This window comes from Pigmentiphaga litoralis (assembly GCF_013408655.1).
Lineage (GTDB): Bacteria > Pseudomonadota > Gammaproteobacteria > Burkholderiales > Burkholderiaceae_B > Pigmentiphaga > Pigmentiphaga litoralis_A.
Map to the genome: position 1 here is coordinate 4,028,382 of NZ_JACCBP010000001.1, position 15,282 is coordinate 4,043,663.

General features: G+C 63.7%; 13 protein-coding genes. All 13 read left to right on the forward strand.

Annotation, left to right across the window (positions count from 1 at the left end; translation table 11 throughout):
* Positions 1-6: 6 nt before the first annotated feature.
* The 13 genes from HD883_RS18370 (at position 7) to HD883_RS18430 (ending at position 15,244) form a co-directional block, all read left to right on the forward strand.
* Positions 7-1,005, forward strand: a complete 999-nt coding sequence (locus HD883_RS18370; RefSeq protein WP_179582817.1) for a phosphoglycerate dehydrogenase — start codon at positions 7-9, stop codon at positions 1,003-1,005.
* Positions 1,002-2,921 (forward strand): aconitase family protein, encoded by a 1,920-nt coding sequence (locus HD883_RS18375; RefSeq protein WP_179582815.1) that lies wholly within the window; start codon positions 1,002-1,004, stop codon positions 2,919-2,921. The genes HD883_RS18370 and HD883_RS18375 overlap by 4 nt, the downstream gene beginning before the upstream one ends.
* A 19-nt stretch (positions 2,922-2,940) precedes the next feature.
* On the forward strand, positions 2,941-3,909 hold the full coding sequence (locus HD883_RS18380) for a Bug family tripartite tricarboxylate transporter substrate binding protein (protein ID WP_179582813.1): 969 nt from the start codon (positions 2,941-2,943) through the stop codon (positions 3,907-3,909).
* A 39-nt stretch (positions 3,910-3,948) separates the two neighbouring features.
* Positions 3,949-4,818 (forward strand): fumarate hydratase, encoded by an 870-nt coding sequence (locus tag HD883_RS18385; RefSeq protein ID WP_179582811.1) that lies wholly within the window; start codon positions 3,949-3,951, stop codon positions 4,816-4,818.
* A 10-nt stretch (positions 4,819-4,828) separates the two neighbouring features.
* Entirely contained in the window at positions 4,829-5,518 is a 690-nt protein-coding gene (locus HD883_RS18390) for a fumarate hydratase C-terminal domain-containing protein (protein ID WP_179582809.1), read from the forward strand.
* 233 nt (positions 5,519-5,751) lie between these two features.
* Positions 5,752-6,804, forward strand: a complete 1,053-nt coding sequence (locus tag HD883_RS18395) for a porin (RefSeq protein WP_179582807.1) — start codon at positions 5,752-5,754, stop codon at positions 6,802-6,804.
* 167 nt (positions 6,805-6,971) lie between these two features.
* Complete coding sequence (locus tag HD883_RS18400; protein WP_179582805.1) at positions 6,972-8,309, forward strand: hypothetical protein; 1,338 nt, start codon at positions 6,972-6,974, stop codon at positions 8,307-8,309.
* Between the two features lie 63 nt (positions 8,310-8,372).
* Positions 8,373-9,089: an MgtC/SapB family protein gene (locus HD883_RS18405; protein WP_179582803.1), complete on the forward strand. Its 717-nt coding sequence runs from the start codon at positions 8,373-8,375 to the stop codon at positions 9,087-9,089.
* 100 nt (positions 9,090-9,189) lie between these two features.
* Positions 9,190-10,083, forward strand: coding sequence for a LysR family transcriptional regulator (locus HD883_RS18410; RefSeq protein ID WP_179582801.1), 894 nt, complete (start codon positions 9,190-9,192; stop codon positions 10,081-10,083).
* Positions 10,084-10,213: 130 nt separating this feature from the next.
* Positions 10,214-11,344 (forward strand): NADH-dependent flavin oxidoreductase, encoded by a 1,131-nt coding sequence (locus HD883_RS18415; protein WP_179582799.1) that lies wholly within the window; start codon positions 10,214-10,216, stop codon positions 11,342-11,344.
* A gap of 23 nt (positions 11,345-11,367) precedes the next feature.
* The gene (locus HD883_RS18420; protein WP_179582797.1) at positions 11,368-11,859 is read left to right on the forward strand and encodes a (2Fe-2S)-binding protein; all 492 of its coding nucleotides are present in this window, start codon (positions 11,368-11,370) and stop codon (positions 11,857-11,859) included.
* On the forward strand, positions 11,856-12,848 hold the full coding sequence (locus HD883_RS18425) for an FAD binding domain-containing protein (protein WP_179582795.1): 993 nt from the start codon (positions 11,856-11,858) through the stop codon (positions 12,846-12,848). Before HD883_RS18420 ends, HD883_RS18425 begins: the two co-directional genes overlap by 4 nt.
* The gene (locus HD883_RS18430) at positions 12,845-15,244 is read left to right on the forward strand and encodes a xanthine dehydrogenase family protein molybdopterin-binding subunit (protein ID WP_179582793.1); all 2,400 of its coding nucleotides are present in this window, start codon (positions 12,845-12,847) and stop codon (positions 15,242-15,244) included. The genes HD883_RS18425 and HD883_RS18430 overlap by 4 nt, the downstream gene beginning before the upstream one ends.
* Positions 15,245-15,282 lie beyond the last annotated feature (38 nt).

A 15,282-nucleotide genomic window follows, 5' to 3' on the forward strand; every position in this document is an offset into this window, starting at 1 on the left:
AATGACATGAGGGCGATACAAAAAGGCAAAGTGCTGGTAACCGCGGGTTCCGTCGCCAACTCGCCACGGGCCTTGGAAGCCATGCGTGCGGCTGGCCACGAGGTCATCGTAACGACCACGCCGCCATCCAGCGATCAGGCCTGGATCAATGAGCAGGTCAAGGATATCGACGCATTGGTGTTCGCCATGGAACCGGTGAACCGCAACGCGCTGGAAGCCGCACAGCGGCTGCGCGTGATTGCACGGCCCGGCGTCGGCTTCGACTCGGTCGACATCGACGCGGCAACCGAACGCGGCGTGATCGTCACGGTCGCGGCAGGCACCAATCATGAAAGCGTCGCCGACTTTACGTTCGGCCTGATGCTGCAAGCGATGCGCGGCCTGACCGACGCGGCGAACAATGTGCGGGGCGGCGGTTGGCAACGGACCATCGGCACTGAACTCTGGTCCAAGACGCTGGCTGTCGTGGGCTTTGGCCGGATCGGCCAGGCGGTCGTCAAGCGCGCCCGGGGCTTCGACATGAAAGTGCTGGTGGTGTCGCGCAGCAAACCCGAGCTTGCGCCCGGCTTTGAAAACGTATCGTTCGTGAGCCTGGACGAGGCCCTTGCCCAGGCGGACATCCTGTCCTTGCATGCGCCCCTGACCGACGCCACGGCCAACATGGTGAATGCGGAATCGATCAGCCGGATGAAGCCGGGTGCGTTCATCATCAACACATCGCGCGGCGGCCTGATCGACGAGGCGGCCCTGGCCGACGCCGTCAAAAGCGGCCGGCTGGGTGGCGCCGCGGTCGACGTGCTCTGCAAGCAGGGCGCAGGCAGCACCAGCCCGCTGATCGGCGTGCCCGGCATCATCGTCACGCCGCACATGGCGACGTTCTCGCGCGAGTCGATCGAACGCGTCGCCATGTCGGTGGCCCGCAGCGTCGTCACGGCACTGGAAGGTCGCATGCCGGAACATACGGTCAATCCACAAGCTTGGGACGCCGCAGGAAAAGCATCATGACTTCGCAAGCCACGATGCTGCCCATGACTACCGTGCAGAAGATCATCGCGCGCGCGGCGGGCAAGGCCTGGGTCGGCGTGGGCGACTACGTCGATTGCACGCCGGACTATCTGGTGAACCAGGAGCTGGTCTGGCCGGTGCACAAGCGGAACCTGGACCGCCTGGGTATCGAGCGGCTGCAGCGGCCCGACAAGTTCGTGCTGGTCGTGGATCACACGACGTCTGCCACGATGGGCTCCAAGCATCCAGCCACGCATCGTCTGCTCAAGGACATGGCCAAGCAGTACGACATCACCAACTTCTTCGGTCCAGGCACGGGCTTGCGGCACCTGCTGATGGTCGAAAAGGGCTTTGCCCGACCCGGCCTGCTGGTGTTTTCGGACGAAGGCAATATCGCGTCGATCGGCGCCGTTGGCGCGGTCAGCATTCCCATGACCACGGACATCGTTGCCGTCCTGGCCACAGGCAGGAATTGGGTATCGGTGCCGGCCACGGTCAAGATCACGCTGACAGGCGCGCTGCGCAACGGCGTGACCGCGCGCGATGTTGCCCAGACCCTGATCCGTGACTTCAGCAGCTCGGGCAAATTCGCCGACTGCTGCCTGGAGTTCGGCGGGCCAGGCCTTGCCACGCTCAATATGGACGAGCGCCAGACCATCCTGGCCTGCGTCTATCACACCGGTGCGGACACTGCCCTGATGGACGTTGATGCGATCGCGCTCGACTATGTCAACGCACGTGCTGACGGGCGCGAGATGCATCTTCTGGCTGGCGACGCCGACGCCCCGCTTGCGATGGAGATCACCTGTGACCTGTCGCGTATCGAACCCATGATTACGGTGCCGCCTCGCATCGACGCCGTCCGGCCGGTGTCCGAACTGGCCGGCAAAAAGATCGACCAGGCAACGATAGGTTCGTGCGCGGGCAACCGGCTCGAAGACATGCGGGCCGGCGCGGCCGTGCTCAAGGACAGGCATATCGCCGACCACGTCACCATGTACATCTCGCCCGGCAGCGCAGAGGTCTACGCGCAGTCGGCGCGTGAAGGCCTGCTCGAGATCTTTGCCAGCGCGGGCGCAACCGTCTTGCCGCCAGGATGCAATACCTGCTGGGGCTACCACGGCGTGCTGACCGGCGACGAGGTGTCGATCTCGACCCATCAATTCAACTATCAAGGCCGCAATGGCAGTCGCGACGCCGCGATCTACCTGTCGTCGGCGGCCGTGGTCGCGGCGTCGGCCGTGGCAGGTGAAATCGCCTGTGCGCCCGAGGCAGCCGGCCTGCAACCCTCGCCCTCTGCAGACGCACCGGCATTCCAGGTGGTCGACCGCGTATCCGCTACATCCGCGGTGCAGGCCCTGCCGGGCTCGGGCAGTGCGACCGACGCAGCGCCATTCGAACTCGAAGGCCGCGTCTGGAAGTTCGGTGACGACATCTGCGGCGATGACGGGATCATCGATTTTTCGGCGGTTGCAAAAGGCTTTGGCGAGCCCTTCGATGAAGCCACGCTCAAGTCCATGTGCTTCAAGCGGTATCGGCCGGAATTCCCGGCATCGGTGCAAGCGGGCGACATCGTTGTCGCAGGCAAGAATTTCGCGCACCAGAACCACGTCGAGGTCAGCGCCGCCATCAGGCTGTCGGGCGTGTCCGCGGTGGTGGCGGAGTCCTGCGAATCCGCGCTTGTGCGGCGGGCGCTGAGCCAGGGTCTCGCTGTTCTTGTCGCGCCGGGTATCACCGGCGCCGTGCAGGACGGCGACACCCTTCATGTGGACCCGTCGCGCGGCGTGGTCACCACGTCGTCGGGCAAGACCTTTACCACCAAGCCGTTTTCACCCGGCATGGTGGACATCCTGCGTGCGGGAAGCCTCATCGCATCGTTGGAAGGCGCGGCTGCAGCCCGCCTCGATCAAGCATAGAAAGAATCAAGGAGACATCATGTTGAAAAAAATAGGCAAGTTGGTTTTTGGCGGCATGTGCGTCATGGTGGCGTCCAGCGCTTTCGCGGCGTCGTGGCCTGACCGGCCCATTCGTTTTATCGTGCCGTTCCCGGCAGGCGGATCAACCGATGCCTTCGTGCGCGCCCTGCTTCCGCAGTTGCGCGATGAACTCGGACAGACCGTGGTCGTCGAATACAAGGCCGGCGCGGGCGGCGCCATTGGTGCCGACGCCGTGGCAAAGGCCGCGCCCGATGGCTATACGATCGGCCTGGGCTCGCCCGGCGCGCTGATGGTGTCGCCGTCGTTGACCAAAACGCCCTACGACACCGCCAAGGACTTCTCGTATGTGTCCGGCATTGCAAGGGTCCCGGCCGTTCTGGTCGTGACACAAAAGTCGGACATCAAGACCGTCGCCCAACTGGTCGAACGGGCCAAGGCCAAGCCCGGCGCGGTCACCTACGCGCATGCAGGCCAGGGCACGCTGGTGCACCTTGTGGGCGAACTGTTCTCGGCCACGGCAGGCATCAAGCTGGCGCCGGTGCCCTATCGCGGCGCAGCGCCTGCCGTGCAGGGCCTGATGAGCGGCGACACCGACATCCTGGTGGCGGATCTGTCGTCGGTCTGGACCCTGATCAAGGCCGGTCAGCTGACCGCGTTGGCCATTACCAGCAAGGACCGTCTGCCGGCCCTGCCCAATGTGCCGACCCTGGCTGAATCCGGCTATGCAAAAGCCACCTACGAATCGGAGTACGGCGCCATCGCACCTGCCGGCGTGCCGCCTGAGATCCTGGCAAAGTTGAAGGCCGCCATGTCGAAGACCCTGGCGTCGGAAGCCGTCCGGACCAGCTACTCCACCTATGGCGCCGCGACGCTCGACACGACGTCCGCGCAGTACCGCGACGCGATCGTCAGCGGCGCGCGGCAGTGGGGCGCCTTCGTCAAGGAACGCGGCATTACCGCCGAATAAGCGGCACTTGCCTTCGCAACGATTTCATCGGGACCCATCATGGCCATCTCTTCCAGCACCATCAGCCGCGTTACCGCCGACCTGTATAACCGGTCGTTGCGGGGCATTCCCGCCGACACCCGCGCGGCGCTCGTTGCCGCCGAACGCACCGATTCCAGTCCGATCGCAAAGAACACCTTGCGCATCATGGTCGACAGCGCGGATGCCGCGGCGCGCAACAATCACTTCGTCTGTTCCGATGCGGGCGTCCCCGTCTACTTCGCACGGGTGGGCACGCAAGCGCAATTCGAAGGCGATGTCCGGCAAGCGATTACCGACGGCTTCGCGGAACTCGTTGCGACGATCCAGCCACCCCTGTTGCCGCACATCACGCATCCACTGACGCTTGAACGGGGCCACGCCGGCAAAGGCATGCCCATCACCACGTTCGACCTGGTCGACGGAAGCGACTACCTGGACATCACCTGCAGCCCGAAGGCACTCGGCTCGGGTCGTTGGGCGGCGCTGGAAATATTCAGCTTTCCCAACATGGAAACGATTGAACGCTTCGTGATCGACACCGTGATCAAAGCGGGATCGCAACCCTGCCCGCCTGTCGTCATCGGGGTTGGCGTCGGGGGCACGTTCGATTACGCAGCCAAGATGGCAAAGGAAGCCACGCTGCGTCCCATCGGGATCCGGCACGCCGAACCCATGGTTGCCGACATGGAGTTGCGCCTGGCCAACGCGATCAACAAGACGGGCTTCGGTCCCATGGGCACGGGCGGCGACAGCACGGCCATGACCGTGAACGTCGAATACTGCTCGGGCCATGGGTTCACGCCGGTGGCGGTGTCTTTCAATTGTTGGATCAACCGGCGCACTCGCGCCAGGATCTACAACGACAACACTGTCGTCTTCGTCGAATAGGAGCATGACCATGACAAGCACCGTGAGCCCGACTACCCGGCGCATGACGTTTCCCTTGTCGCTGGAAGACGCGCGCAGCTTGAACGCCGGTGATCTGTTGCTGATAGATGGCGAGATCGTAGTGACGGCAGGACTGCCCACGCATCAACGGCTGCTCGAAGCGCTCAAGGGCACCGAACCGCTGCCGCTCGAACTGCACGAAGGCTGCCTGTTCCACATCGGCAGCTACAGCGAAGAAGCGCCCGACGGCAGCTTCATCGTGCGCTACATCAACCCCACGACCAGCACACGCTTCAATCCGTACATGCCCACCTTGATCCGCGAACTGGGTCTGCACGCAGTGGGCGGCAAGGGGGGCCTGGACGCCGCATCGGTGGCGGCCATGAAGGAAACCGGGTGCGTCTATCTGTCTTTTCTGGGGGGCGGCTGCACCTTGCTGTCGGAGGCAGTCAAAGAGGTCCTGGAAGTCGGATGGCGCGACATGCTGACCCACTATCGCGTCGTGCGGCTGAAGGTGGAAGCCCTTGGGCCCGTCACGGTTGCGATCGATGCGCATGGCAACAGCTGCTATGCCGACGTCATGGACTCGGTGTCGAACCGGCTTCCAGACATCCTGGAAAGCCTGGCGCAAGAACGGCGGCAAGCCGCCGATCGCGAGGCTGCCCGGCTAGCCTCCCTATCGGTTGATCCTGGAAAATGACACGCTTCAATTAGGCAGTCTTTCAGCTTTGTCGCTGCCATCATAGGCGGCAGCGACAAGACTTCTTACAGTACAGGCGTTCGTGATCACGTCGCTGTCGATCAATTCATCCAACCAAAGACAGCGCGTAGTTCCGCCACAAGCGGTTTGCCTCACGACACCTGAACGCACGTCGTTCGAAACCCGCACGGCAGCTTTGCCGCGCCACACCCATCGTTGTAGACGGAGACACCATGACCCATCGCGTTACTGCGACGCTTTCGCTCGCCTGCGCCACCCTTGCCAGCAGCGCTTTCACCAGCGCATATGCCCAATCCAACGTCACCGTATACGGGCTCGTGGATTCCGGCTTCATCTACCAGTCGGATCCCATCACCGGCAGTGGCAGCAAGAAAAGCATTACCGGTGGCGGGCAGGCGGGCTCCCGGTTGGGCTTGCGCGGGGCCGAAGACCTGGGCGGCGGCAACAAGGCGTTCTTTACCTTGGAAATGGGGATCAATGCCGATGATGGCACGTCGACGCTGGGTGCACTGTTCGGCCGCCAGGCATTCGTGGGGCTTGAAAGCGCGCGGCTGGGCTCGCTCAGCCTGGGTCGTCAGTACACCCCGTTCTACATCACCACGGTGCTGACGGGCGACCCCTTCGGTGCGGGCACGGTTGGCGCTGGGCTCAACCTGCAGAACGGGTTTTCCCGGCTGAATAACAGCGCGGTGTACAAGACGCCGACGTTTGCCGGCCTGACGGGTTCCATCATGTACGCCGCCGGAGAATCGACGTTGAGCACGTCGGCAGGCCGGTCTTACGTGGCGGCCTTGCTTTACCAGAATGGTCCTTTGAAGGCCTCGCTGGCGCACTACGACACGAACAATGCCACCGGCACGACGTCCAGTTACGGCACCATGCTGACCGGCAGCTACGACCTGGGGCCCGTCATCATGTTTGGTGGGATGCAGCGCCTGCGCTCGGATCTGAATGGCGTGCCGGGCGCCACGAAGCAGGACACCGACATGAACGTGTACAGCGTGGGCGCCAAGCTGCCCTTTGGCAATCACATGGTCTACGGCGCCGTGAACTATGCGGATGACCAGCGCAAGATTGCCAACGCCGACGCCAAGGCCACGCACTACGCCCTGGGCTACACCTACCAGATATCGAAGCGCACCAACCTGTACACGACAGTTGCGAAGATCAACAACCGCAACGGCGCCCAGTTCCAGATGATCAGCGCGACTACGCCGGCTTATGGCCAGTTCGGCTTCGATCTGGGCATACGCCACCTGTTCTGACACCTCAGCGTTGTACCGGCGCCGCAATCCTGCACGACGCTGGTGCAATTCATGCACCGGATGCGGGATCTCAAAACCCAGAATTGGGATCATGCCTTTCACCCCTTTGTTTATGTGTAAAGTTTTTCCCCTCCAGGAATGACAGACATAAACAAGGGACGAAATTCATGAGATCGAAGGTTGTTGCCGGCGCACTCGTTGCCGTGCTTTCCACTGTGTACCTGAGCGTCGCAGGCGCCTGGACCTTGCCTGCCGACAAGGGCACGCTGCCCGAGGCCGAGGTGAACGAGATCTTGCAGGGCAAGGACTTTCCTGAGTCGACCTCTTTCAAAAAGACGGTCGACTATGTCGACTTCACCGCCAATGGCATGCAGTTCACGCAGGTCGTCATGCGCCTGGAGCCGGCCAAGCCCCTGATGCACAAGGGCCGCAAAGTGGTCCTGATCGCGACAGAAGAAGGCAGCTCGAGCGCCAACGGATTCATCGAGACCGACGAAGGTAAGGAAGGCATCGGCGTGTACCTGGCCAAGCGCGGCGTGACCTTCGTCGCGCTGACACGCGTGGGCCGATGGAATTTCTTTGCGCCCGACAAGAGCGGCTCGTGGGAAACCATTCCGCTGGACGATCGCATGCCGATTTTCTCGCAGCATCAGAAAGCGTACTGGGCCAAATCCGACTATACGGTCAAGCCGGCAGGCACTACGGCAAGTTCAAGCGGTAGCGAATACGTGCGCTTTCCCAACGAAGGCACGCAGCTATTCAACGAGATGGTCGCCGCGACGCCAGTCGCCATGGTCGATGGCCTGGAAGCTGGCCTGCGTCATGCGCTGCCCATGGCGGAACGCAAGAAGTCCCTGGTGCTGTATTGGGGCTTCTCGACCGGTGGCGCGTTGATGTGGCCACTTGCCGAACGGGTGCGGCCGGACGGCTACCTGAATTGGGGCTCCTCGCCTCCGGGTGTCGCGTACTACTACGGGTCAGTCGAAGGCGGGCGCTGGGACTGGCCTTACGAGAAGTCTGCGCTGCGTGTACGCGGCCGAGGCCGCGCGGATTTCGAGTTCTACAACAAGCGCGCGGATCCTGACCAGAAGGAAGCGCGGTGGGCACGCAACCTGAAAGAGCCTCGCTTCAAGGGCGTGGAAGATCCCATCATGTTCTACAACGTCGGGGCGCTGTCCGAACTGGCGATGCGTCTGTACAAGGCCAGCTTCGTGCCGGCGGAAACCAAGGCGCTCGGCTTCAACAAGATGCTCAATGACATCCTGGCAACGAGCATGCCGGGGCCGGCCTTGAAAGGCCTGCCGGTGTGGGACATGAACGGCACGCTGGACGAGGTATATCCCGTCAAGTCGATGGAAGCCGCCCGAACCATGATGGCGCCGTACATCGGCAAGCACGTGTTGACCCGGATCGAAGGGTTCAACCACAGCATTGTCGATCGCCAGGTGCGCGTGATTGGCCCGGTGTGGCTGCGAGCCATTCAGCAGGGGTACTTCGACAAGTAATACGGTCGCCATACCGTCACGCCGCCTGCGGTAGGATACGTGCGCACCTATCAAGGACCCGGTATGGCAGCACTCCAGAACATCAACCTTACGTCGCTGCTCGACACGCTGATCAGCCTGGCCACCGCGTTCCTGCTCGGTGGCCTGATCGGCTTCGAGCGCCAGTACCGCCAACGCACCGCGGGGCTGCGCACCAACGTATTGGTCGCGGTCGGCGCCGCGCTGTTCGTTGACACCGCCAACCGGTTGCAGGGGTCGGGCGGCGCGGTGCAGGTCATGAGCTACGTGGTGTCGGGCATCGGCTTTCTGGGCGCCGGCGTGATCATGCGCGAAGAAGGCAATGTGCGCGGGCTGAATACCGCAGCCACCTTGTGGGGCTCGGCCGCCATCGGCGCGGCGGCGGGGGCGGACCTGATCGTGGAAGCTGTGCTGGGCACACTCTTCGTGCTGTCGGCCAACACCTTGCTGCGCCCCATCGTCAACGCCATCGACCGCAAACCCATGGACGTAGATTCGGCCGAAGTCACGAATACGGTCCATGTGATTGCGGACAGCAACCATCAGAAGCAGGTGATGGCCCGGCTGGAAGAAGCGCTGGAACGCGCAAGCCTTCCCGCCCGCAATGTGAACCTGCGCGCCTTCGGCCACGACGAGGTGGAGATCGAAGCGACCCTGGCGGCCACGTCGATCGATGGCGATCAGCTCGATTCCCTGGTGAAGCAACTGGCGGCCATGCCCGCGGTGCGGCAGGCGTTCTGGAGTCCGAGCACGACGGATTGACGACCGCCGGCAGACGCGGCGTGTTGTGCGTCTTGTTATCCTGCGGATGGAACGGCATGTGTCGCGGCCGTCACCCTTGCACAGCCCAGTGGATTCCTGAATGCGCCGAGAGAACGTGAACGACTACCTGGCTTTCATTGCGGTCGCCAGGAACAAGAGCTTCACCAAAGCCGCCGCGCAGTTGGGCGTCTCCCAATCCGCGCTGAGCTACACCGTTCGCACACTGGAAGCCCGGCTCGGATTGCGGCTCCTGACTCGCACGACGCGAAGCGTGTCGGTAACCGATGCGGGCGAGCGCCTGCTGGACCGCATCGCCCCGCACTTTGACGCGATCGAAAGCGAGGTCGTGGCACTGAGCGGCATGCGCGACAAACCGGCGGGCACGGTCCGGATCACGACCGTCGAACATGCGGCCGAAACGATTCTGTGGCCCAAGCTGGTCCCCCTGCTTCGCGACTATCCTGACATCAACGTCGAGATCATCAGCGAATACACGCTGCGAGACATCGTTGCCGATCGCTACGATGCGGGCGTGCGGCTCGGCGAACAGGTCGACAAGGACATGATCGCGGTTCCGATCGCGCCTGCCTTTCGGTTTGCCGTTGTCGGGGCGCCCGCCTATTTCCGAACGCACAAGCCGCCCGCCACGCCCAACGATCTGACCGCGCATAGCTGCCTGCGCCTCCACTTGCCTACCCATGGAGGTTTCTACACCTGGGAATTTGCCAAGCTGAAGCGTGAAGTCAAAGTGCGGATCGATGGGCGAGCGGCTTTCAGTTCCTTGAGCCAGATGTTGCAGGCCGCCCAGGACGGGATGGGGCTGGCGTACCTTCCCAAGGACATGGTGGACGCCTCGTTGCAGGACGGGAGCTTGATCCAGGTGCTTGCGGACTGGTGCCCGCCGCGGCCCGCCTATCACCTCTATTACCCAAGCCGGCGTCAGCAGTCGCCTGCCTTTGCACTGGTGCTGGAAGCACTTCGCTACCGTCGCTGACCGAATCAGCCCGGCGCCATTCATCAAACTTCCTTCTAAGCCCATACGAAATCAGCTGTCTAGTCACTGAATGCCTGCGGGCCTATCGTGACTGACGGTTCATTCACGCATGTCCAGAAGGAAGCATTCCATGACCTCGCCATCCCCTCTTCTTGCGCCTTTTTCGCTGGCCGAAGGATTCACCCTGCGCAACCGCGTGGTCATGGCGCCAATGACCACCTGGGCCGGCAACGATGACGGCACGGTCTCTGCCGGCGAAGAGGCCTACTACCGGCTGCGCGTGAAAGACGTCGGCCTGGTCATTACCGGCTGCACCCATGTCCAGGAAAATGGCAAGGGGTTCACCGGTGAATTTGCCGCCTGGGACGACAGCTTCATTCCCAGCCTGACGCGCTTGGCCGATGCCGCAAAAAGTGGTGGCGCGCCGGCGATCCTCCAGCTGTTCCACGCCGGGGTGAAGACCCAGGCCGAGCTGGTGTCGGACATCGTCGCGGCGAGCGCTGTTCGGGGGGATGCGGGCCCGTACGCCTCTGCCGTCATGCCGCGCGCACTGACCGATGCCGAGGTGGGCGACGTCGTCCATGCATTCGGCGAAGCCACACGCCGTGCCATCCAGGCCGGGTTCGACGGCGTCGAACTGCATGGGGCGCATGGCTTTCTACTTCAGAATTTCTTCTCGCCGCACTTCAATCAGCGCACGGATCAATGGGGCGGGTCGCTGGACAAGCGCATGCGTTTTCCGCTGGCCGTGGTCGACGCGGTGCGCGAAGCGATCGCTACCCACGCCTGTGCGCCGTTCGTGCTCGGCTACCGCATCACGGTCGATGAGCCGCATGCAGACGGCCTGCGGATCGCGGATTCGCTGGCCCTGGTTGATCGATTGATCGACCACGGCATCGACTATCTGCATGTCTCGTTGAATGACGTGCTTGAAGCCCGGCCGGTCGATGCGCCTGATGATCAACGGATCACCGACATCTTGCGGGACTATCTTGCAGGGCGCATTCCCTTGATCGCCGCCGGGCAAGTGCGCACCCCGGAACAGGCCGAGGCTGCCCTGGCTGCCGGGGTGTCGCTGGTCGCGGTGGGACAGGGCCTGGTCATGAATCCGGACTGGGTCCGGATTGCGCAAGGCAAGGCGCCGCACGCCGTCGCCCTCGACATCGCGGCGTCCGACCGCTCACGTCTTGCGATTCCAACCAGGCTGTGGGACGTCATCGCTGCCACCACGGGGTGGTTCAACGTCCGGCACTCCGGCTGACCCGGTCATCTTCAGGAAACGACATGTCTACCCCCCGTTCCATCACGCTCGACATCAATGGCAAGCGCATTCCGCTCGTCCTCGACCCCCGCACCACTCTGCTCGACGCCTTGCGTGAACATGCCGATCTGCCTGGCACCAAGAAAGGCTGCGACCACGGTCAATGCGGCGCTTGCACCGTGCACGTCGCCGGAGAACGGATGCTCAGCTGCCTGACGCTGGCGATGCAAGTCGAAGGCCAGCCCGTCATGACCATCGAAGGATTGAAGACCGGCGATGGCGTGCTGCACGCCGTTCAACGCGCCTTTATTGACCACGACGCGTTTCAGTGCGGCTATTGCACGCCAGGCCAGATCATGTCGGCCGTGGCCTGCATCCGGGAAGGCCACGCACGCACCGATGCCGAGATTCGTGAATACATGAGCGGCAACCTGTGCCGCTGCGGCGCCTATCCGCACATCGTCGCGGCTGTGCGCGAAGCCGCCAGGCGGCTTGCACAAGGAGTTTCGCGATGAGAGCGTTCGACTACCTTCGCCCGCAAGACCTGGCCACGGCAGTGGCCGAAGGGCGCCAGGCCGGCACCTGTTTTCTGGCAGGCGGTACGACCCTCGTCGACCTCATGAAGCTGAACGTGGAACGCCCTGCCCGGCTGATCGACATCACCCGCGTGCCCGGGCTGGACGCGATTACCGTGTCGGCGAATCGCATTCGTATCGGCGCCCTGGCCAGAATGAGCAAGGTGGCCGACCACGCGGACATCCAGGCGGCTGCACCGGTGTTGTCCGAAAGCCTGTGGCGCGCCGCGTCGGCACAACTGCGCAACATGGCGTCAATCGGCGGCAATCTGATGCAGCGCACCCGGTGCACCTACTTTCGAGACCCGGGCGCTTACGCCAACTGCAACAAGCGCACCCCCGGTTCGGGATGCGCGGCCCTGGAAGGGTTCCATCGCAACCATGCGGTGCTTGGAACCAGTGACGCTTGCACTGCCGCCTATCCCGGCGACTTCGCCGTGGCGCTTGTCGCCTTCGATGCCAAGGTCATCATCAGGGGCGACGTTGAACGCGTCATTCCGGTGGACGAATTCTTTTTGCTCCCCGGCCAGACGCCGCATCTGGAGCATCCCCTGGCTGCCGGCGAAATGATCGTGGCCATCGAGCTTCCGCGGTCAGGGGCGTTGATGCGCTCGCACTACCTCAAGGTGCGGGATCGCGCGTCGTACGAATTCGCTGCGGCAAGCGCGGCAGTGGGCATCGAACTGGAAGCGGATGGCAAGACCCTGCGAGACGTCCGCATCGCCGTGGGCGGCGTCGCGACCAAACCCTGGCGACTGCGCGCGGTCGAGGCCGCCCTGATCGGCAAGACACTGGACGAAACCACGCTGCGGACGGCCGCGGCGCAAGCCATGCACGGCGCCGCGCCGGGCCGGCACAACGCTTTCAAAGTTCAGCTGGCCCCCAAGGTGGTGGCCCGCGCCTTGATGACAGCAGGAGACATCGCATGACCGACCATCCCGATTTCGACGCGGACCGCCGCACGATGCTGAAGCTTGGCGCTGGCGCGACGGTCGCAGGCAGCGCAGGGATCAGCCTGGCGGGCCTGGGGTTGACTGCGCACCCTGCGATGGCAACAGACGCCGCCGCACCGCCATCCCCTGCGTTGGGGGCTCGCCTGCCACGTGCCGAAGGCCCGTTGAAGGTCACCGGACAGGCACGCTACGCCATCGAACAGAAGCTTGCCAACCTGGCCTATGGGGTCACCGTCCAATCGACACGCCCCGCGGGACGCATCCTTGCCATTGATACGTCAGCCGCCAAAGCGCTGCCCGGTGTCATCGACGTCTACACCCTGCACCACCCGCTCAAGCTCAACACACCCACCGTTTACGCCAAGGGCGGCGGCGCCACCGAAGCGTTCACGCCGCTTCAGGACGACATCGTCCGGTTCAACGGCATGCATCTGGCGCTGGTGGTGGCAGAGACCTTCGAACAGGCAACGGAAGCCGCCAGCCTGCTCAAGGTCACGTACCAGGACGACAAGGCCATTCTGGACATGGATGACCCGGCGGCGTCGCCGATGGCCATCGACGCCATGGCGGCGAACTGGGGCGATGCCGCGGCCGCGCTGGCCGGCGCAGAGGTGAAGGTCCAGGCCACCTACTCCACCGCACGCGAGTACAACGTGCCGCTGGAGCCCCACGCAACGATCGCATCGTGGAGCGACGGCGGAATCACGGTGTGGGAACCCAGCCAGTGGGTTGGCGGTGCACGCAGCGTCATTGCCGAATGGCTAGGCATCGACATCGACAAGGTGCGCGTCATCTCGCCCTATGTTGGCGGGGGATTCGGATCAAAGATCGGCGCGCATCCGCATGTCGGACTGGCGTGCGCCGCGTCGCGACAGCTGGGCCGCCCCGTCAAGGTAGCACTCACGAGGCCACAGACCTTCACCGGGCTGGGCGGCCGCCCCGCCACCCGGCAGAACCTGGCGATCGGCGCCACCAGGGAAGGCAAGATCGTTTCCATCGTCCACGAAAGCTGGAACGAAACCGCCATCGACGACATGCATGTCGAAGCCTGCAACAACGTGACGAAGATCATGTACGCCACTCCTAATCTGGCGTCGCGTCTCAACGTGGTGCCTGTGCATGCCGTCCAGCCGGGATGGAAACGCGGGCCGGGCGAAAACCCCAGCGCCTATGCTCTCGAAAGCGCCATGGACGAACTGGCCTACGCGCTGGACATGGACCCGATTGCCCTGCGCCTGGCCAACTGGGCCGACATCGACCCCAGCAGCAAACTGCCATGGACCACACGGCAATTGCGCGAAGCCTATGCGGCGGGCGCCGATGCCATCGGCTGGGGCAAGCGCAATCCGCGCCCGCGATCGATGCGCGAGGGCCGGGAACTGATCGGCTACGGCATGGCGGCCGGCGCCTATCCGATGATCCGCACCGCAAGCGAAGCCAGGTTGGTCTTTCATGCCACGGGCCAGATCGAGGTTCTCAGTGCGGGCACCGACATCGGCACGGGCACCTACACGATCCTTGCGCAGACCGCGGCCGAAGCCCTGGGCGTGCCTGTGGAAACCGTGACGGTTCGGCTTGGGGACACCGTGCTGCCCCGGTCCGCGCTCGCCGGCGGATCGCAACAGGCCAACAATCTGACGGGCGCCGTGATGCAGGCGGCAGCCAATGCGCGCGCCGCCTTCCTGACCCTGGCGGCAACACACCCCAAGTCGCCGCTGGCCGGTTCGCGAACCGCCGACCTGTCCTTCGACCGGGGCGCCCTCCGCACGACCCGCCGTCCGCGCGGCCGCATCACCCTCGCGCAGTTGCTGACGGCAGTCGGCCAGCGCACGCTCGAAGTCGAAGGCAACACCTTCGGTCCTGGGGCAACCGAAGCCATAAAGAACGCCGCCGACCGCAGCTTCGCGCAATTGAAGGCATCGCTGGAAGGCGGCGTCTCGGCCCACAGCTGGTGCGCCCAGTTCGTGGAGGTACGCGTGGACGAAGACTTCGGCACGATCCGGGTCAAACGTATGGTGGCCGCCTTCGACAGCGGCAGGATCTTCAACCCGAAACTTGCCGAGAGCCAATGGATCGGTGGCATGGTGATGGGACTGGGACAGACCCTGCTGGAAGAAGGCCACATCGACCCACGCGACGGCCGCACCGTAAACGCCAATTTCGCCGACTACGCCTTGCCTGTGAACGCCGATGTCCCGGACATCCGGGTGATGTCGGTCGGCATTCCGGACCTGCAGGCGAGTGCGTTGGGTGGCAAAGGCGTGGGGGAGATCGGCGTTGTGGGGGTGGCGCCGGCCATCGGCAATGCGGTGTTCCATGCAACGGGCAAACGCATTCGGAGTCTGCCCATCACAATGGACAAGCTAACCTGAAGATGACGGGGCACTGACCGGACGGCACGATAGTTGCT